Genomic DNA, 20,052 nt, shown 5'->3' with positions numbered 1-20,052 from the left:
GGCAATCATGGCAATCACAGTCGCGACCGCTTACGTGCAGGTCGTGCCATCCCTCTCCGGAGTTGGCAAGGCCATCGCCAACGCGTTCGACTCCGCAGCCGAGAACGCCGGCAAGAGCGCCGGCGGAAAAGCCGGAAGCGGCATGCTCTCCGGCCTGTCCGCCAAGGCTGGCGCGATTGCCGGAGCCGTGCAGAGCGTCGTCGGCAAGGCCGTCAGCGCCGTCAGCAGCAGCATCGGCAGCGCAATCAGCCGCGCCGACCAGATGAACAACTTCCCCAAGGTCATGAAGAACCTCGGGTACTCCGCCGAGGACGCGGGCGCAAGCATCCGCAAGATCAGCAGCGCGCTCGACGGCCTGCCAACAACGTCCAGCGCGATGGCGGGCATGGTGCAGCAGCTCGCGCCGCTCACGAAAAGCCTCGACGAGGCGACGAACATCTCGCTCGCGTTCAACGACGCGATGCTCGCGGGCGGCGCGAGCACCGCCGAGCAGGAGAACGCGCTCACACAGTACACGCAGATGCTCGCCGCCGGGAAGGTCGACATGGCCGCCTGGCGCAGCGTGCAGGCGGCCATGCCCGGCCAGCTCAACCAGATCGCCGAAGCCATGCTCGGAGCAGGGAAGAACGGCAACGACCTGTACGACGCGATGAAAGCCGGCACGGTCAGCTTCGACGACTTCAACCAGGCGGTGATGCGCCTGGACAAGCAGGGGCTCGGCCAGTACGCGAGCTTCGCCGACCAGGCGAAGGCCGCCACGCAGGGCATCGGCACTGCCGTGGAGAACGTGCGCAACCGCGTCGCGAAGGCCATGCAGAAGGTCATCGAGGCGATCGGCACGGACAGGATCGCCGGCGCCATCAACGGCATCAGCTCCAAGTTCGGGCCCATGGGCGACGCTGCGGCGAAAGCCGTGACCGTCGCACGCAAGGCGTTCGACAAAATGGGCGCCGCCGTCACGGATCTCGCCGGCAAGGTCAAACAGACGGCAGGCTTCCAGGCGTTCGCGAACGCCGTCACGAACCTGCGTGACGCGCTCGGCGACGCATGGGGCATGCTCAGGAAGACGGCATCCGGCGTCATGGACAGCGTGACCGCGATGACAGGAAGCCAGACCGTCGTCACAGCGTTCGCCAACGCTTTCCGCTTCCTCTCCGACAAGGTGGCGGACGTGGCGAACGGCATCCGCCTCGCAGTGCAGGCGATAAGCCTGAGCCTCGAGGGGCTGAGCGGCGGCACCGCCGTGGACGACCTGGCGAGCGTTTTCGACCAGCTGCGCATCACCGTCAACACCGTGAAGCAGGCCGTCATGGACTTCCTGTCCGGCGTCGCATCCTCCGGCATGTGGCAGGCTATAGGACAGGTCGCCAGGACCGTCGCACAGGCGTTCGACGACATCACGTGGAAGGTGTGGAGCGCCCTGGACGCGCTCAACACACAGCCAGGCTTCGACTGGGCTGGACTCGGCAAGCAGATCGGCGACGCGTTCGGCTCGGCGATAGACGCCGTGAACAGCGTCGCCAAGGCGTTCGCCGACATGGCGAGCCGCAACCTCCAGCCATTGGCGGACGCTATCGGCAACATCGCCAACGCCATCGCAGGCATGAGCGTGGACGCGCTCGGCAGGCTCGCCGACGCGCTCACACGCCTCTCCGACTGGGTGGACGCTCACAGCCAGGGCGTGGCGGACGCGATAACCGCCGTCGGCCTCGCGTTCATCAGCTGGAAGGGCCTCGACATGACCATCGGCGCGGTCACAACCGCGCTCAACGCATTCAGCATGGTGTGCAACGGGCTGAGCGGCGGGCTCATGGCCGTCATGGGCATGGGCAACGCGATCAAGGGCTTGGGCGACGCGATCAAGGGCGCGGGCATCGCCACCGCGCTCGGCGGCGCCATCGGCAGCGTGAAGGACCTCGGCGCGGCAATCAGCCTCATCCCCGAAGCGCTCGGCGAAGCCGGCGCCGTCATCGGGCCCAAGCTCGCGACCATCGGCGGCGCGATCGGCGGAGCGTTCAGCTCGCTCGCCCCGATCCTGTCGAACCCGGTCACATGGATCGTCGTCGCCATCGCCGCAGTCATCGCCGCCGGCGTGTGGTTCTTCACGAAGACCGAGACCGGCAGGAAAGCGTGGCAGAGCTTCTGCAACGCCGTCAGCACGGCGTGGAACGGCATGCTCACAGGCATCAAGACCCTGTGGGACAACGTGAGCGGCGCCGTGTCGTCCGCGTGGAACACGTTCACGACGACGCTCGGCACAGCGTGGAACGCGCTCTGCAATGCGGTCACGACCGCATGGAACACTGTCTGGGGAGTGCTCGAACCGATCTTCGCGGCCATCGGCCACGCCCTCTACTGGATCGGCATCGTCGTCGCAGCCGGCCTCGTCACCGCATGGCATGTCATGTGCGACGTCGTCACGACCGTCTGGGACACGATCACCAACGCGGTGAGCGCAGGCGTGCAAGCCGTTTCCGACTGGTTCCACAGCTGGTTCGACCCGCTCGTCACCTGGTGGCAAGGCGTGTGGCAGGGCATCAGCGGCTGGTTCTCCGACCGTTGGAACGACATCACGGGCATCGCACAGACAGTCACCACTAACGTGAGCAACGCCATCCACAGCGTGTTCGACGCGATATCCGGCTGGTGGTCGGGCGTGTGGGACGGGATATCCAACACGTTCTCCACCATCTGGAACGCGATCAAAAGCACGGCGGACAACGTTCTCAACGCGATCAGCAACACGTTCCACAGCATCTTCGACCCCATCGCCAACTGGTGGGGCAACGTGTGGGACGGCGTGAAGAACGCCGCCACGAACGCAGTCCAGCACGTCGCCGACACCCTCAGCGGCGTTAAGGACAAGGTGCTCGGGGCGTTCAAGGGCGCGGGCGACTGGCTGCGCGACGTCGGCGGGCAGATCATCGAAGGCCTCAAACGCGGCATCACGGACAAGTTCGACAGCCTGAAGAACACCGTCTCCGACACGTGCGGCAAGATCCAGGACTGGGCGGAGGGCGTGCTCGGCATCAACAGCCCGAGTCGTGTCATGCGCCGCGAGGTCGGCAGGTACGTCACGCTCGGCCTCGCCCTGGGCATCACCGACGAAGCCAGGAGCGTGCGCAAGGCCACGGAAAGCGTGCTCGGCCAGATCACCGCCGTGCAAGCCCCGGCGATCGGCATGCCCACGGCAGGCGGCATCGGCAGCGCCACGCCGACGCTCGCCACGGCCACCGCCGGCGCCGGCGGCATCACGCTCAACTACCAGAACTACGCCACGCCCGGACTGTCGGCGGAACAACAGCTGACAGACGCGGCGCAGCGCAGCAAGGCGATCCTGCTCGGGATCTAAGGAGGCAGCATGAGAAGAGACGGGAACGTGAGCGTCACGCTCTCCAGCCAGAGCGCCGGCGACTCGCTCGACCTCACGGCCGGCGACCATGTGGCGGGCTCCGGGGCGACGCTCATCGAAGGTTCCACGGGTTTCCTCGGCATTCCGCGCAGCGTGCGTTTCCAGGAAGGCGCGGGCGACGGCGGCAGGCTCATCAACAGCCGCGCCAAGACGCGCCCGCTCCTCCTCAAGCTCGCCATATGGGGCGACCTCGACAGGCAGCGTGAGACGCTCAGCCGTCTGCGCGCGATCGTCACGGCAGGCGACTGCGAGGTGCAGGCCGTGGTCGGCTCGTCCCGCTGGCGGCTGAACACGGTCTATGAGAGCGGGCTGGAGGGCGAGCTGTCGGCGGGCGTGGAGAACCACCGGTTCACGCTCGTGGATCTCGCGCTCACGGCACCCCAACCGTGGTGGGAGGGCGCGCGGAACGTCAGCACGCTCACCGTCAGGGACGAGCCCGTCGCGTTCCTCTCCGACCTCGCCGGACTGCATGTCGCGAGCGGCAGCGCGATCGGCGAGCACACGGTGCGCAGCCAGACGGACGCGCCCACGCCCATCGACGTGCGCATCACAGGACCTGCGGCGACGGCAAGCGTGACTGTCAACGGCAGGGGGTTCAGCCTGGGCAAGGCGCTCACGGCCGGGCAGGTGCTCACGGTCACCCAGCCCGACGGCAGGATGCCGCAGGTCACGCTCGACGGCGTGAGCTCCTGGGGTGCGCTTGCGCCCGCGCCACGCTTCCCGTCCGTCAACCCTGGCGACAACAGGATCGTGGCCACGCTGACCGGCGGAGTGAAAGGCACCGTTGCCGCGTCAGCTCTCATCCTCGCAACGAACCTGGTCACCGACCCGGCGCTCAGGAAGAGCGCGGCGGCGGTCACCGTGGACGACGCGACCGCATGGACCGTGGCGACCGGCACGAGCCACGGAACCGCGTCCTGCACCATGGCCGCCACGGACGCGCAGCACCCGCGCTGCGCATGGTGGACCGTCGCGAAACCGTCAAACGGCTGGCCGCAGCAGACGCTCACCGCCAGCATCGGCGGCATCAACACGCTCACAGACGGGACTGACTCGTGCACGCCCACAGGCGGCGCGCTCGTCGTGGAACAGCTCGACGCGGACGGAGGCCTGCTCATGACAGGGCAGGCAGACCAAGCCGGGACGCGCACGAGCCTCGCGTTCGACGTGCAGGACGGGTGCGAGACGATCCGCATCGGCTGGTACGGCTCGCAGCCGCAGAACGTCGGGTTCGCCGCGCTGCTCGCGATCACCCCGAAGCCGGCGATCGTCGACGAGGTGATCGAGGACGCCAACGACCCGCTCGGCAAGGACCCCGGCTACTTCGACGGCGGCACGCTGTACGCCTCGTGGCTAGGCACTGCGAACGCGTCGCAAAGCGTGCTGCACGGCACGGAGGAGACCGGCGGCACGAAGGTCACTCTCTCGTGGAGGCCGAGAAGGGAGCAAGTGCGATGACATGGCAGGCGGCCGACTATGCGTGCGAGATCCGCGACAGGACGCTCACGCGCGTCGGGGCTCTCGGCGTGCAGGACATGACCGGGCTCACGATCACCGAGGAAGCCTACGACGCTGGATCATGGTCATTGAAACTGCCCGCGTCGAGCGACGCGGCGAGCCTGCTCTCCCAGCCCGGCGCGGGCATCGTCGTCACCCAGCCCGACGGGCGTGTGTTCAGCGGGCCGGTCACGCAAGCCGAATGGGACGCGGGGAGCGACGACGAGCTCGGCGAACACTGGACGTTCACCGGCGCGAGCGACGCGATCCTGCTCAGCCGGTGCGTGACGCTCCCCGACCCGTCCCAGGACATCGCGAAACAGACCGTGGAGAAGACGACGTGGAGCGGGGCGCGCGACTCGCTCATGCTCAAGGCGCTGCGATCCCTCCAATGGCAGGGGTGGGGGAGCGTCACACTCCCCACGGTCAAAGGCACGGGAAGCGCGGCGACCCTCACAGCCGACTGGCAGACAGTGCTCGAATCCTTGCAAAGCCTCGCGAACCGGCAGTGGAGGTTCTCCGTCACCGACACGGGAGGCAGGCTCGCGGCGTCCATCGGGCAGGGCAGCGACCTGAGCGGAAGCCTCATGCTCGACACGCAGACGGGATCGCTAAAGAGCCTCACGGCCGCGAGCAAAGCGCCCGCATGCACGCGAGTCATCATCAAGACCACAAGCACAACAGGCAGCACGAGCACGACAAGCTGGCAGACAATAATCCCCGACCGCGGGAAGACCCTCGAACAGACGTGGGGCGCCGTCACGAAAGTCGTGCAGCTCGAGGACGGCGAGACAGCCGCAAGCCGCGCCACGCAGGAAGTCGCCCAAGCCTGGAGCGACATGACGAGCGCCAGCGGTTCAGTCGCATCCGACGCGATCATCGGCGGCGCCACGCCAGGCGACACTGTCGGAGTCATGGCGGCAGGCGAATGGACCACGGGAGTGGTCACCAGCATCAGCACGGGCTTCGCCGACGGCGTGGTGCAGACCGCATCGCTCGGCGACTGGACCGCATCTGACAGCCGTCTCATCATGGCCAGGCGGATCAAAGCCCAAAACGACAGGATAGCCAGGATCGAAAGGAGATTCTGATGGCGGAGACATCATACCCGTTCCCCGACCAAGCGATCACGCTCGCGCAGTTCCGCGCATGGGCGCGGCAGGCTTTCGGCAGCCGCGTGCACACGGGGCTGAATGTGACCGCGAGCGGCCAGACCGTGAGCATCAGCGCCGGCACCGCGACGGTTGACGGCGTGTGCTACACGCTCGACGGCACGCTCAACCTCAGAGTGAGCGCGAACACCGGCAGCGCGCGCCGCGTGTACGCCGTCCTCGAACTCACCGGCACGGCAATAACCGCGAAACTCGTCTACGGTCCCGGCGGCGGCGGAGCGAAGACCGGCTGGACGCAGGAGCAGACCGGCACATGGCAGATGCCGCTAGCATGGGTCATGCAGGCCGCAGGCGCGGCCAACGTCACCGGCAGCGTCACCAGCGTCGCCCAACGCCAGGCGGCCGGGGGATACAGTCACACGGCCATGAATGAAACCTCATGGGGAATCAAACGCGGAGGCGTCACCCCGTTCGGCGATTGGACGGAGATTCAGGCCGGCGAGCGCGGTCTCGTCCTCGTCTGGATCAACACAAACGTCTACGTTGGCACTGACAACATCGCGGCCTCAATCGGAGTGACGACCGACGGGAAGACGTTCCACAGCAACAGCGAAACGAGACACGAGATGCGGTTGTGGGGCACCACAGCATTCCGCGTCACTTCCAACCTGTCCGACCTCGCTGTCATCCAAAGCTCCCCAGGCGCGGCCGTCAGATTCAAGCCGGCCATTTTTGTCGAAGACACCAGCAACGGCGACGTGACGATTTCAGGAATCACCATGAATGCGATCGGACTCTAAGGAGGAGAGCATGGGAAGCACGACCATCATCTGGACTGGCGACAACGCCAACAAGCCCGGTACCATCAACAACCTCTTCGGGATCGACGAAACCACGGCGCAGGCGCTCGTCAGGAACCTCGAGACCGGAGGCATGGCAGGCGCCCGCGTCGACGACACGGGGCATCTGCTCATCACATTCACCGACGGAGCCACGCACGACCTGGGCAGCGTCGTCGGACCGCAAGGAGAACGCGGCGAAGGCGGACTCCAAGGCCCCAGCACCCAGGCGCCGAAGGTGACGGAAGTGAAGCTCGCCCACGGCTCGTGGGACGGCAGGAAACAGACCGTCACCAGCACGGAGCTCAAAGGGCATCTCACAGCCGTCATGCCGCCGCAGGCACCGGAGGAGGCGACCGCATGCGCGCTCGCAGGCCTGTGGTGCGACGTGGACGAGTCCACCGGCACGCTCACCGCCACATGCTCCAACGACGCGCCGACCGTGGACGTGACGGTCGGCTGCTGGCATTGGGACAACGACCCAGGCCAGATAGCGTTCACGCTCACCGCGGGCGGCTGGACGGACATGACGCAGGCCGCGCACGTCGGCGGCATCGACTGGCGCGACAACTGGGTCAGTCCCGCCGACGCGCCAAGCTCAGCCGCGTGGGCGCTCGCAGGCATCCGCTTCACCCACACGGGCTGCAACGAACTGACCGCCACATGCGCAGTCACGCCCACGCAGGACATCAACTGCGTGGCTACCGTCTGGTAACAAGGAGGAGGAATCATGACGACGATCAACATGGCATGGCCAACTGGCGCGCTCGCGGGCGGCCTGTGCACTGTGACGACGGACAAGGCGCGCGGCGACGATTTCCCCGCGAACATCGACACCGTGATGTGCGAGTACGACGGGCGCATCACCGACATCCCGTTCCGCAGGCTGTACCACCGGGTGACGCGCGTCCGCTGCCGCACGCTTGGTGCCAAAGCACTGGATTCGCTCGACTCGGAATCGCTCGACATCAAGGCGGACGTGATCGAGGACGACGTGTTCGGGTCACACGGTGTGAACGACCTGCAGGCTGTCACGCTCTCCGGGCTCAACGGAGACCTCGCATCGGTGGGCGGCTCGAACTTCCTGTACGGTTGCACGGGCTTGACGAGCCTGACGCTTCCCGCGTCGCTCGCATCGGTGGGCGGCTCGAACTTCCTGGCCGGTTGCACGGGCTTGACGAGCCTGACGCTTCCCGCGTCGCTCGCATCGGTGGGCGGCTCGAACTTCCTGGCCGGTTGCACGGGCTTGACGAGCCTGACGCTTCCCGCGTCGCTCGCATCGGTGGGCGGCTCGAACTTCCTGGCCGGTTGCACGGGCTTGACGAGCCTGACGCTTCCCGCGTCGCTCGCATCGGTGGGCGGCTCGAACTTCCTGTACGGTTGCACGGGCTTGACGAGCCTGACGCTTCCCGCGTCGCTCGCATCGGTGGGCGGCTCGGGCTTCCTGTACGGTTGCACGGGCTTGACGAGCCTGGACGTGCAGGACGGCTTCGGCAGCAAAAACCTGAACACCACATGGCTGCTCGACGATGTCAAGACGATCTCCACGCTCACGCTCCGCCTGACATCCGGCATGTGGATGGCATCCACATGGACGTCGCATCTCGCGACCGGCGCGACCGTCAACGTGCCCGCCACGCTCCTCGACGCCTACAAGGCCGACACCACGTGGGCCAAGTTCAACCTCCAGGCGATCGGCGCGTGATGCTATTCCGCGACGTTGACTACCTGACGCGCCTGCTGAGCATCGTCGGCGGCATCCTGAGCATCACGGTCGCGATGCTCACCGTGAGCCCCAATGTCAGGGGCAGGCTCGCCCGCTGGCTGCTGAGCTCGCTCGACCCCGCCGACCTTCCGCAGGCCGCTCCCATGCGCCACATCTCGGAGCGTCTCGACAGCGTCGAACAGGCTCTCAACCAACTGCAGCGGGACACCGTGAAGAACACGCTCATGCACCTGATGCGCGAGGACGACGGCGACGACCACACGCAGGAGGTCGCGTACGAGCTCGCGAAGCTCAAGGCTCTGGGTGGCGACTGCTGGGTCGTGGACGCCGCCCAGCGGTATCTCATCGACCATACGACCGGCGCGCATCCGCGCCGGGGCAAGGAGGAACAATGACACCAATCACCAAGAGCCGCATCCAGGCCGGCATCACACAGGCGGCGACAATGCTGCTCACCGTGCTCGCATGGATCGCGGCGCAGGGCTCGAACCCGATGCCGGGACTCGTGCCGGAGCGGACGTGGCAGGCGGTCACTCTCGTCGCCGCGCTCGCCATCGGAATCTGGAACGGGTGGAAGAACCAGAACTGGACTGGCGCGGCCGTGGCGGCGCAGAGCCTGCTCGACCAGATCAAGTCGGGCGACCAGACGCAGGACGAGGCGGCCGTGTCCACGCCTGGAGTGGACGCGTCGGGCGACGCGACCCCCTTGTCCACGGATGTCACTCCATCGATGACAGGGGAGACACTGCCGACAGGCGCGGCATCCACGGGAGACGTATCCACGGGGGCGACGGCATGAGCGTCATCACCGAGAGAATCGTCAACCAGGGACACGGACCGCTCACGCCGCAATACCTGGCGGTGCATTCCACCGCCAACCCTGGGGCTACGGCGCTCAACCACGTGCAACTGTGGAGCCGCGGATACGACTACGCCGTGCACATGGTCTCGGATTGGACGAGCTGTTACCACACGGTCCAATGGGACCGTCTCTGCTGGCAGGTCGGCAACGGCAACTCAACGTGCGAGGGCATCGAGATCTGCGAAGCCACGACGCGGGCGGATTTCGACAGGGGCATCGCGATTGCTGCCAGTGCGTGTGCGGAACGTCTCCGCGCCCACGGGTGGGGTGTCGACCGGATGCACCCACACCAGTGGTTCAGCGCGACGTTCGGCGGGTCCGACCACACCGACCCCTACCCGTATTTCGCACGCTGGGGTTACACGTGGGAGGCTTTCGCCGCCCGCGTACAAAATGAACTCGACGGTACAGCCGCCGTGCAGACATCCTCCGACATGGAGGGGAAGGAGCCACTCATGTGGTGCATCATCTGGATCGAAGACGACCACGCGGGATTCGCCAAGGGCACGGGCTGCCTCTGGTCGCCCGGAACGGGGGTTCTCCCGCTGCCCGCGTTGGACTGTGTCAACGCGCTGAACGCCATCAGCCAGCACTATACGGGCAAGGACCTGCCGGTGTTCCATAGCTCGAGCAAGGCGCCGTGGGTCGTGCGTTTCGAACAGCTCAGCCGCGAGAGCACTTTCGCTCGACGCGACCATGACACGGACGCCATCCTCGCCGCCATCGCCGGCAACGCCGGCAACGCCGGCAAGTAGGGTCCAGCCTTTGATGGATTGAGTGGATTTTAGCCCCCGGAGCCTTGTGCCCCGGGGGCTTTTTTCTTATGCCCTGGCGCCATGCCCGTGCCCACACCGTGCCCACATTTTTCCGAAAACATTGGGGAAAATGGGAAACATCGGGGGTAGTCGGGTAATGCCCGAAACCGTTGCAATCGCAACGAAAAAGCCCCGCAGACATGATGCCTGCGGGGCTTTGATGATAGTGGAGCCGCGGGGGATTGAACCCCGGTCCGATGACCGTACCCTCAGTCTTCTACGCGCGTAGTCCGCTGGCCAGTCGGCAGTTTTTCTGCCCCCATCATTGTCGCGGACAACCGATGGCGAGCATATCCACAGTAAAAGTCCCCTCGTCACCCTGCGGCCCGGTGGCGAAAGCAAGTCTTCTTAACGACGTCCAGCATCCTCCCGAAGACATGGAGGAGTGGGCGGAGCCGCGGCTCGCTGGTTAATTCCTGGCGCTAAGCTCAGGCAGCGAGAGCGAACTCAGTGCGATTAGATTTAGCACTTATTCTTTGCGGGAGGACGTTAACGAGTGGACCCCCGCGTTCTCGGCGCGCTTCCCTGCGACGAACAGACCACCGTCGAAACCGATCGGCCCCGGTGACCGTCCCATCGATGGAAACCGATGCAACGTTCAGTTATCAAAAGACCCGCGGACCGATGGAATCACAACGGAGTGCAATCCATAGCCGCGAGCCTTCAGTATAACGCATTGTGTGCGTTCAGCGCGCCGTCGCGCGGCGCATTGCGCTGTGGGCGGATTAGTACCGATTGGCGCCAATCAATGCCGATTGACACCGGACTGTGCAGATCCGCGGTCCATGCAAATTCGCTCAGATTCACACCGATCCGTGCCAAACCGCCCCAATCCGCGCCAAATCCGCTATGCGTTCTTCTTCGCAGCGATCTGCTTGCGCACAACGCCCACAATGAGCGCAAGCACCAGCGTGGCGACGATATCGATGAGCGTGTAGCCCACGGGGGTGTCCACGCTGGTCATGAGCACGCGATACAGGGCGAACCCGGCGACCCACACGACGATGTTCGGCCAGTCGACGGCGCCCTTTGTGCGGTCGGTGCGCATGAAGTAGTAGTCGGCAATCATCACCGCCACCATCGGGGCGAACACGGATCCGATGAAATACAGGAAGTCCGTGATGTCATCCATGTTCCAGATCATGGCGCCGACGGTGCCGATGAGCACGGCGATGAACGCCATCGTGCGTCCAGAGATCTTCGTGAAGATTGACTGCGCCGAGATGCCCGCCGACCAGGCGTCGAGGAACGTGGTGGTGACGGTCGAGAAGATGACGATGAGCAGGCCGAGGAATCCCATGCCGGCGCCCACCATGATCTGCGCGATGTCAGGCGTGGTGTTGTCGGCGCTGCTGGCGTAGATGGCGGCGCCCATGCCGATGATGAACATCCAGATGCTCACGACACCATACACGAGGGTGCTGGCGACCGTGGCGCCCAGCGGCTTATCCGCCTCGCGAGTGTAGTCGCTGACGACAGGCAGCCAGCTCAAGGGCATGGACACGGCGAGTTCCACCGCCATGCCGAATGTGAACGTGTCATCCACGGGCACGGTGGCGGTGGTGCCGGAGAAGAAGATGACCTTGCACATCACGATTGTGAGGATGAACAGCAAGATCATGGCGACGGTGTTGAGTTTGCCGAGGTTCTCGACTCCGATGAAGATCCACAGCGCGATGAGCACGCCGATCACCAGCGCCCACACCCAGCGGGCTCCGGGGAACGCCGCGGAGGCGGAGACCGAGCCGTCGTAAATCATGATGGCGGTCCAGCCGACGAGCTGGATGACATTGAGCACGGCGAACAGCAGGCCGCCGATGTGCCCGAAGCTCATCTTGACCGTTTCCATGGAGCTTCTGCGCGTGCGCGCGCCGATGAAGCCGGCGAGGAAGAACAACGCGCAGCCGATGACATGGCCGAGCACAATCGCTTCGATGCCGCGGGCGAAGCCGAGCGGGGCGAAGCTCATGCCGGTGAGGATCTCTGCGACGGATACACCTGCGCCGAACCAGATGAGAGAATTGTCAAAAATGGATGTGCGCTTGGCGCTGGCCTTGTCGCCGGTGCCGGAAGTGGCGCTGCCGGACTGGGCAGGCGTGACTGAACCTTCAGCCATGATGCTCCTTCTTCTTCTTGTTGATACTCAGCTGATGGTGATGCTGATTCCGATTCGTGACGAATCGTCGGATGATGGTCGAATGCGTGCGCCGGATGCTGGCGATAGACCTTCTTATGCCGTGTCGGCGCGCCGACACATCCTGCCCTATGCATCGGCGCGCTGGTGACGGAGGCGTATCGCTGCCATCGGCGACGCTTGACGGCTTCACTGTAACCGCGCTCGCCGCCGAAGGTCAAGGGGTGACGCCGATCGTGGTCAGCCGTTGGCTGCGACCGGCACCACCCTTGACCGCAATTGTGCTCAGCGGTTGGTGCCGATCGTGCTCAGCGGGTGGCGCCGTCGGCGGCGCACTGTGCCATCCACGCCTCCACGTCGTCGACGGTCTTGGGAATGCTCTTCGACAGCCATTCGGGCCCGTCCTCGGTCATGAGCACGTCATCCTCCACGCGGATGCCGATGCCTCGGAACTGCGGCGGCACCAGCAGGTCGTTGTCCTTGAAATACAAGCCGGGCTCGATGGTGAAAACCATGCCCGGGGCGAGCTTGGCGCCTTGGTAATGCTCGAACCGCGCCTGCGAGCAATCGTGCACGTCGAGGCCAAGGTGATGCGCCACGCCGCATGCATGCCAGCGACGGTGCTGCTGGCCTTCGGGGCTCAGGGCTTCCTCGACGCTCACCGGAAGGATGCCCCAGTCATGGAGCGCCTGCGCCAGCACGCGCATGCACGCGTCGTGGATGTCGGAATACGTGCGCCCTGGCTGGGCTGCTTCGAAGCCTGCCTGCTGTGCGTCGAGCACCACTTGGTAGAGCTCCTTTTGGAATGGCGTGAAATGCCCGCTTGTGGGGAAGGTGCGGGTGATGTCCGCCGTGTACAGGCTGTCGGTCTCCACGCCTGCGTCGATGAGCAGAAGCCCGCCTGACTCGATGGTGCCGGTGTTGCGCATCCAATGCAGCGTGGCGGCATGCCCGCCGTATGCCACGATGGTGCCGTAACCCTCGTCGTTGCCTTCCTCGCGGGCGTTCGCGTTGAATGCGCCTTCGAGGATGCGTTCGCTGCGCGGCTTGCCCAGAGCGCCGGGCAACGCAGCAAGCATGCGGTCGAATCCGTCCTTCGTCGCGGCGATGGCGTTGCGCAGCTGTCGCACTTCGTAGGCGTCCTTGATCATGCGGTGTTCGGATGTCTTCTCATAAAGGTCGGCGTCCGCCGCGTCGTTGGCCTTGCGGTCGGGGAAGCCATTGCCTTCGCGGATTTTCTCGACCGTCGCCGTCACTTGGGCGTCGGCATTGGCGACGACGCGCAACTGCACGCTGCCCGGGCCCACGTCCTTGGCGAGGTGATCCGCCAGGGTCGCCACGTCAGCGGTGGGTATGCCGGTCATCGTGTGCATCTGTTCCAGTCCAGGGCGTGCCCCCACCCAGTATTCGCCGTATGCGGCGCTCAGGTAATAGTCCTGCGTGGTCTGGTCGGCGCGCGGATGCAGGAACAGCAGCGGCGTGTGTGTGATGCCTTGCTTGGCTTCGTCGCTGGTGGGGTCGACCGGGTCGAGCACGAGCACGGCGCCCGGCTCCAGGTCCTCGCCCAGGCCGGTGTAGTAGGCGAATGCGCTGTCCGGGCGGAAGGCGTAGTCGCAATCGTCGTTGCGCACCTTGGCGGTGCCGGCGGGGATCACGAGGCGCTCCCCGGGGAACTTCGCGCCCAGCTCACGCAGGCGTCGGGGAGTGTAGGCGCTGGATTCCAAGGGTTCGACGGTGGAATCCTCGGCGCCCCAGCCGGTGAGCATGAAATCCTTGAATGCCGCGGAACGGGGGCGCAGCGTGCGGTTGTGGCGGCGCTCCGGGTCCGGCTTGCTGTCTGCGGCGTTCTGTGTGGCGGCGTCCTGTGCAGAGGTGTCTTGTTGTGACATATCAGTCCTTTCGCTGAATCGTGCGCACGGCTGTTCGCGTGCGCATGGCTGTTCGCGTGCGCATGGCTCTGGTGCCTCATGATATCCGTTGATGTTCGCATCCATGGTTGCGCGCAGGGCGCACAAACGGGTGGAAATCGCGCGAAGCGCCTAGTATGGAAAGGTCTGTGACCGCGGCAGCGGCGCATGCCTCATCCGCATGCCTAATCAAGGAGAGTGACGCCTTACATGTCTTTCGAGCATCCGAACCGTGGCAATAAGAAACTCGTCGACGTCTATCGCGACATCATGAAACGCGCGCCCGAGCATGATTTCGATCCTTCCCTCGATCGCATGCGCGCGATACTCGACCTGCTGGGCCACCCCGAGCAGTCATTCCGCGTCATCCACATCACCGGCACGAACGGCAAAGGCAGCACGGCGCGCATGGCGGAGGCGCTGTGCCGCGCCTATGGCCTGCGCACCGGCCTGTACACGTCGCCGCACCTTGAATCCGTCACCGAACGCATCGCCATCGACGGCCAGCAGCTGAGCGAGGATGATTTCATCGACATCTATGACCAAGTCAAGGATTTCATCGCATTGGTGGACGCCGACAGTGTCAAGCACGGCGGCCCTCGCATGAGCTTCTTCGAAGTGCTCACGACGATGGCGATCTGGGCGTTCGCCGACGCCCCGGTGGACGTGGCCATCGTCGAGGTCGGCATGGGCGGGCGATGGGACGCCACGAACGTGCTGGACGCCGACGCCGCCATTATCGGTCCGGTCGACATGGACCACATGCAATGGCTGGGCGACACCGTTGAGAAGATCGCAGGCGAGAAGTCGGGAATCATCAAGCAGGGCAGCACTGCCATCATCGGCCGCCAGCCCCATGAGGAGCAGGTCATGCCGATTCTGCTCGACCAAGCGAAGAACGTGGGCGCCGCTGCGGTGATCCGTGACGGCGAGGAGATGGAAGTCGTTTCCCGCACGCCGGCTGTCGGCGGTCAGGTCGCCACGCTGCGCACGCCCAACGGCACGTACGAGGATGTGCCGATCGCCATGTTCGGCGAGCACCAGGCACACAATGCGCTCGCCGCGCTTGCTGCTGCGGAAGTCGTTGTGCCGGTCGCCGGCGCGCTCAACGGTGACATTGTCGCCAAGGCGCTTTCCGGTGTGAGGGTGCCCGGGCGCATCGAGACGATCCGCACATCGCCGACGATCATCCTCGACGGCGGCCATAACGTGCAGGCGGTGACTGCCTTGCGCGCAGCCATCGAAGAAAACTACAACTTCCAGCAGCTGGTGGGTGTTGTCTCGATGATGGCCGACAAGGAGGTCGAGGATGTGCTGGGCGTCATGGAACCGGTGCTGTCGGAGATCATCGTCACCCAGAATTCCTGGGCTCCGCGAGTCATGAAGGCCGAGGACCTCGAGAAGATCGCCGACCGTGTGTTTGGCTCCGACCGTGTGACGCGCATCGATGACCTGCCGGACGCCATTCAGGCCGCCGTCGACAAGGTGGACGCCGCGGACGAAACGGGTGTCGGCTACGGGCGCGGCGTGCTCATCTTCGGCAGTTTCGTGACGGCTGGCGACGCCCGCCGCCTGCTCAAGGAGACGCCGAACAAGGATCTGCTCAAGCCCAAGTCGGAACGCGTCAAGTAGGCGCATGGACAGCACATCCAGCAAGCAAACCCAGAAGTGGGAAGAATGTACGTCAAGGAACTGACCATCCGCGGGTTCAAGTCATTCGCGAACCCCACCACGCTTCGCTTCGAACCGGGCATCACGGCAATCGTGGGGCCCAACGGCTCAGGCAAATCCAACATCGTGGATGCGCTCGCCTGGGTCATGGGCGAGCAAGGCGCCAAGAGCCTGCGCGGCACGTCGATGGAGGACGTCATCTTCGCCGGCACCAGCACCCGTCCGCCGCTCGGCCGCGCCCAAGTGAGCCTCACGATTGACAATTCCGACGGCACGCTGGGCATCGAGTATTCCGAAGTCACCATCAGCCGCACGATTTACCGCAACGGTGGCTCCGAATACGCAATAAACGGTTCGCCGGTGCGTTTGCTTGACGTTCAGGAACTGCTCAGCGACACAGGTCTGGGATCGCACATGCATGTCGTCGTGGGGCAGGGGCGGCTGGATTCCATTCTGCGTGCCACGCCGGAAGACAACCGTGCGTTCATCGAGGAAGCCGCAGGAATCCTCAAGCATCGCAAACGCAAGGAACGCGCTTTGCGCAAATTGCGCAACACACAGGACAACCTTGACCGTCTGGATGACCTCACCAAGGAAATCCACCGCCAGCTGGGTCCGCTGCGCAGGCAGGCGCGCGTATCGCGCCGCGCGGATGCGATACATGTGGCGTTGCGTGACGCCCAGAGCCGCCTGTATGCCGATGATGCCGCAAGGCTCACCGCCCAGCGCGCCGATGTGAGAGGCAAGCTGGAGGAAGCCCGCGCGCGACTTGATGCCCAGCAGAAGCAATTGTCGGATGTGCGTGTGCGCATCGAGCAGCTGGAGCAGGCGTCGAGCGCTTCCAGCCCCAAGCTGCGCGAACTGTCGCAGCGCTGGCATGATCTGGCGCAGCTGGGCGATCGTTTCGACTCATTGGAACGTTTGGCTGAGGAACGAGCGGCGGGATTCGAATCCCGCGTGCAGCAGCCCGGGGGAGAGGACCCTGACTTGCTGGAGGCTCGCGCCCGTGAGCTTGATGAGCAGCATGCGCAGCGTGAAGCGGATGTGCAGACGCTCAAGCTCCGACTGGAAAATGCCACGGAGCGGCGTGCGGACGCCGAGAAGCAACTGGCGCAAGTGCGTCAGACGCTCACGCAGCTGCGTCGCGCAGCCCAGCAGCGAGAAGCCCAGCTCGCTGCATTGCGCGAACGCGCCGCTCGTGAAGAGACCCTTGCCCAGGCATCCGCCCAGCGTGGAGCCGACGCCGAGCAGCAGCGCAATGGCTTTGCCGCGCAGCTGAAGCAGGCGCAGGAACGCGTGGATGCGTTGCAACAACAGTCCTCCGACGTGCAGACGGATGACACTGCGGCGCAGCTCGATCGCGCCCGTCAGGTGGCGCAGGATGCTCGCGCCGCCAGGGATGCCGCGGCGGCGGAGCAACGCCGGCTGGATGGCGATGTCATCGGCATGCAGGCACAGGCGGACGCTTTGGCGGATGCGTTGGCACACAGCGGTGCAGCGGACCATGCCGGCACTGGTGGTGCGGGTGCCACCGCTGGCAACAGTGGAGCGTCTCCTGCCCGTGATGATGTGCGGACGCTGGGGACGCTGGCAGACTTTGTGGTGGTCGACGATGGCTGGGAGGATGCCATCGCCCGAGCCGTCGGGGATTTTGCTAAGTCGTGCATTGTGCCCACGATGGATGATGCATCCGTGCTGCTGGGGCAGGCCATTCAAGATCAAGGCGGGCGCAATCGCCTTGGCATGGTCGCCGCACTTGTGGCTGGCGCGGCGGATCTCCCGACATCACATGCCATGAGCGACGATGCAGCCGATGTGCAGGCGTTCCAGTCGCAGCCCATTGCCGGCACCCGTCCCGCTTTCACCGCCGTGCATCCCAATGCCCATGCCGCGGATGCACGCACGGCGCAGGCGGTGGTGCAGTCCGTGCGATACTTGCTGCGCGGCACGCTCCTCGTCGAGGACGAAGCCGTCGCAATGGCGGCATGGACGGTCGCGGTGCAGGCGGCGGACGCCGCATCCGATGATGCCGGCGCGCAGAATGACGGCAATCCGTGGATTCGTCTCGTCACGCGCGATGGCAGGGTGATGACACGCGTGGGTGGCTACGCTGGTTCCTCGGCACCTTCCGACCTGGCGCTCACCGCCCGCAGGGACAAGGCGATCGCCCGCAGGGATGAGCTGATCGCCGAACGCGACGCGGCGTCGGCTCGCCTCGCGCAGGCGCAGGAACGCTACGATGCCGCGCGCCAAGCGGAGGATGCCGCCAAGGCGGCGGCGACCGAACGTCGCATCAAAGCGCAGGAGGCTGCCCGCAGCCTCGACGCAGCGCGCAATTCACGCGACAGCCTTGCCCGTCGCATCGCCGACCTTGCCCAGCGTATCGAACGCTTCGCAGAGGAATTCACGCAGCATCAGCAGACGTTGGATGCATTGAAAGCGGATATCGCGGTGATCGAAGCAGCCGGCAATGCGCACGCGGTGACGAACAATACGTCGGAAACTGGTGCGGCGAAAGACAACACGGCAGATGCCTCGGATCTGGCGGTGCGGGAAACCGAGCTCGAGAAGGCGCTCGCCGATCATCGTGACACGGAGGTCGCCGCGCGCATGGCGTGGAGCGAAGCCGACCGGCAATGCCAGTCGCTGCAACGCCAGGCGCAGATGCTTCGAGACAGCGCCGTCCAAGCGCGCACCCGACGTGAACGCATAGCCCAGCGCAACGAACGCCTGGCAGCCAATGCGCAGCAGGCGCGGGGAATCGCGGCGCTCGCTAGGCAGGCGGCGCATCGTATCGCCACCCATGCCGCCGCCGCGCAGAAGGAACGCGACGAACTGCAGGCCGCGTCCAGCAAGCATGATTCCCAGATTGCCGCGCTGCGCGCCACACGCAACAATCTGGAGCCCGAGGTGTCGCGGTTGCGCGACGCCGAGCATGACCTTGACATCATGCGGGAACGCCTCGCTTCGGAATACGGTGCGATGGAGCAAAAAATCGCCGACGACCTGGGGCTTGACATGGCGTCCGTCATCAGGGACTACGGGCCCCAAGTGCCCGTGCCCGTGCTGGACGACGACGGCCGTCCCATACCGCTCGATGACGGTGGCGAAGACAGCACTGAAAATGCTGGCAGCGCTGAAAATTCCGGCGGCGCGGGGGCACTTTCCGATGCTGAGGAGTCCGGCGATGGCTCGGCGCATCCGGATTTTTCCACCATGGCCGAGCTTGACCTTTCCGTGGTGAAAACCGTGCCATATGTGCGGCAGGAGCAGGAGAAGCGCCTTGCCAAGGCCAAGCGCGACCTGGAGGCGCTGGGCAAGGTGAATCCGCTTGCCGGTGAGGAATACGATGCGCTCGAGGCTCGCAGCGCCTACATCAACGAGCAGCGCGCCGACGTGATCCAGTCTCGCGACGACCTGCTGCACCTCATCAAGGATTTGGACACGACGATGACGGATGTGTTCGCTTCCGCTTTCGCCGATACCGCCGCCGCGTTCGAAAAAGTGTTCGCCATGCTGTTTCCCGGCGGCACTGGGCATCTGCGTTTGGAAGACCCCGATGACATGCTGTCGACGGGCGTGATCGTGGAGGCGAGCCCCTCGGGTAAGCGCGTCAAACAACTGTCGCTGCTTTCCGGCGGGGAGCGGTCGCTGACGGCGCTTGCGCTGCTGTTCGCCATCTTCACTGCCCGGCCCAGCCCGTTCTACATCATGGACGAGGTGGAGGCGGCGCTCGATGACGTGAACCTCACCCGTCTGCTCCATGCCATCGATGATTTGAGGACTCACGCGCAGCTCATCATCATCACGCACCAGCAGCGCACGATGAGCATTGCCGACGCGCTGTATGGCGTCACGATGCGCGCCGATGGCGTGACCGCCGTCGTGTCGAGCAAACTCGACCATACGAAGCCCGGCGGATTGGAACCCCACAGATTGGAATCCCACAGGTCGGAACACGGCACTTCTGCATAGGAGTGATGGCACCGCGTAGCATGAGGCGCAGGGAATCGCGGACGGGGAGCCTGCATCACACGAGCCTGCATCACACAGACATGACTGCGCCCCGCATCGGAC

The 20,052-nt window shown here is 65.1% G+C and carries 14 protein-coding genes and 1 other RNA gene; 12 read left to right on the top strand and 3 right to left on the bottom strand.

All coding sequences use genetic code 11. The annotated features are described in order from the left end of the window. Positions 1-7 precede the first annotated feature (7 nt). From CLV65_RS07250 to CLV65_RS07215, 9 genes are read left to right on the top strand one after another with little or no spacing between them, the layout of a single operon-like run. Entirely contained in the window at positions 8-3,352 is a 3,345-nt protein-coding gene (locus tag CLV65_RS07250) for a tape measure protein (RefSeq protein ID WP_094690706.1), read from the top strand. A gap of 9 nt (positions 3,353-3,361) precedes the next feature. Beyond that, positions 3,362-4,870 (top strand): phage tail family protein, encoded by a 1,509-nt coding sequence (locus CLV65_RS07245; RefSeq protein ID WP_094690705.1) that lies wholly within the window; start codon positions 3,362-3,364, stop codon positions 4,868-4,870. Next, on the top strand, positions 4,867-6,000 hold the full coding sequence (locus CLV65_RS07240; RefSeq protein ID WP_094690704.1) for a Gp37-like protein: 1,134 nt from the start codon (positions 4,867-4,869) through the stop codon (positions 5,998-6,000). The genes CLV65_RS07245 and CLV65_RS07240 overlap by 4 nt, the downstream gene beginning before the upstream one ends. Beyond that, positions 6,000-6,821 carry a hypothetical protein gene (locus CLV65_RS07235; RefSeq protein WP_094690703.1) on the top strand — a complete coding sequence of 274 codons (822 nt, stop codon included), beginning with the start codon at positions 6,000-6,002 and terminating at the stop codon, positions 6,819-6,821. The genes CLV65_RS07240 and CLV65_RS07235 overlap by 1 nt, the downstream gene beginning before the upstream one ends. A 10-nt stretch (positions 6,822-6,831) precedes the next feature. Then, entirely contained in the window at positions 6,832-7,575 is a 744-nt protein-coding gene (locus CLV65_RS07230) for a hypothetical protein (protein ID WP_094690702.1), read from the top strand. A gap of 15 nt (positions 7,576-7,590) precedes the next feature. After that, on the top strand, positions 7,591-8,565 hold the full coding sequence (locus CLV65_RS07225; protein WP_100346292.1) for a leucine-rich repeat domain-containing protein: 975 nt from the start codon (positions 7,591-7,593) through the stop codon (positions 8,563-8,565). Beyond that, on the top strand, positions 8,562-8,981 hold the full coding sequence (locus CLV65_RS07220; RefSeq protein WP_144441843.1) for a hypothetical protein: 420 nt from the start codon (positions 8,562-8,564) through the stop codon (positions 8,979-8,981). Before CLV65_RS07225 ends, CLV65_RS07220 begins: the two co-directional genes overlap by 4 nt. Continuing rightward, a complete protein-coding gene (locus CLV65_RS08770; RefSeq protein ID WP_157847252.1) occupies positions 8,978-9,385 on the top strand; it encodes a hypothetical protein in 408 nt (135 codons plus the stop codon). The genes CLV65_RS07220 and CLV65_RS08770 overlap by 4 nt, the downstream gene beginning before the upstream one ends. Then, positions 9,382-10,203, top strand: coding sequence for a peptidoglycan recognition protein family protein (locus tag CLV65_RS07215; RefSeq protein ID WP_157847251.1), 822 nt, complete (start codon positions 9,382-9,384; stop codon positions 10,201-10,203). Before CLV65_RS08770 ends, CLV65_RS07215 begins: the two co-directional genes overlap by 4 nt. A gap of 224 nt (positions 10,204-10,427) precedes the next feature. Here CLV65_RS07215 and ssrA read toward each other — a convergent pair. After that, positions 10,428-10,826: a transfer-messenger RNA gene (gene ssrA, locus CLV65_RS07210) on the bottom strand. Positions 10,827-11,110: 284 nt separating this feature from the next. Then, on the bottom strand, positions 11,111-12,379 hold the full coding sequence (cytX, locus tag CLV65_RS07205) for a putative hydroxymethylpyrimidine transporter CytX (protein ID WP_094690698.1): 1,269 nt from the start codon (positions 12,377-12,379) through the stop codon (positions 11,111-11,113). On the opposite strand from cytX, the gene CLV65_RS08765 reads away from it, so the two are divergent. After that, positions 12,378-12,548 (top strand): hypothetical protein, encoded by a 171-nt coding sequence (locus tag CLV65_RS08765; protein WP_157847250.1) that lies wholly within the window; start codon positions 12,378-12,380, stop codon positions 12,546-12,548. The two genes, cytX and CLV65_RS08765, sit on opposite strands and share 2 nt — an antisense overlap. 157 nt (positions 12,549-12,705) lie before the next feature. Here CLV65_RS08765 and CLV65_RS07200 read toward each other — a convergent pair whose 3' ends face one another. Continuing rightward, positions 12,706-14,286 carry an aminopeptidase P family protein gene (locus CLV65_RS07200; RefSeq protein ID WP_094690697.1) on the bottom strand — a complete coding sequence of 527 codons (1,581 nt, stop codon included), beginning with the start codon at positions 14,284-14,286 and terminating at the stop codon, positions 12,706-12,708. A gap of 228 nt (positions 14,287-14,514) precedes the next feature. Here CLV65_RS07200 and CLV65_RS07195 point away from each other — a divergent pair, with 228 nt between their 5' ends. Both CLV65_RS07195 and CLV65_RS07190 read left to right on the top strand, forming a co-directional pair. Next, positions 14,515-15,936 (top strand): bifunctional folylpolyglutamate synthase/dihydrofolate synthase, encoded by a 1,422-nt coding sequence (locus tag CLV65_RS07195; RefSeq protein ID WP_094690696.1) that lies wholly within the window; start codon positions 14,515-14,517, stop codon positions 15,934-15,936. A gap of 45 nt (positions 15,937-15,981) precedes the next feature. Continuing rightward, positions 15,982-19,950, top strand: coding sequence for an AAA family ATPase (locus CLV65_RS07190; protein WP_094690695.1), 3,969 nt, complete (start codon positions 15,982-15,984; stop codon positions 19,948-19,950). Positions 19,951-20,052: the final 102 nt, after the last annotated feature.

The sequence above is a fragment of the Pseudoscardovia suis genome (assembly GCF_002797875.1).
Lineage (GTDB): Bacteria > Actinomycetota > Actinomycetes > Actinomycetales > Bifidobacteriaceae > Pseudoscardovia > Pseudoscardovia suis.
This window is presented reverse-complemented; position numbering and strand designations above follow the sequence as displayed.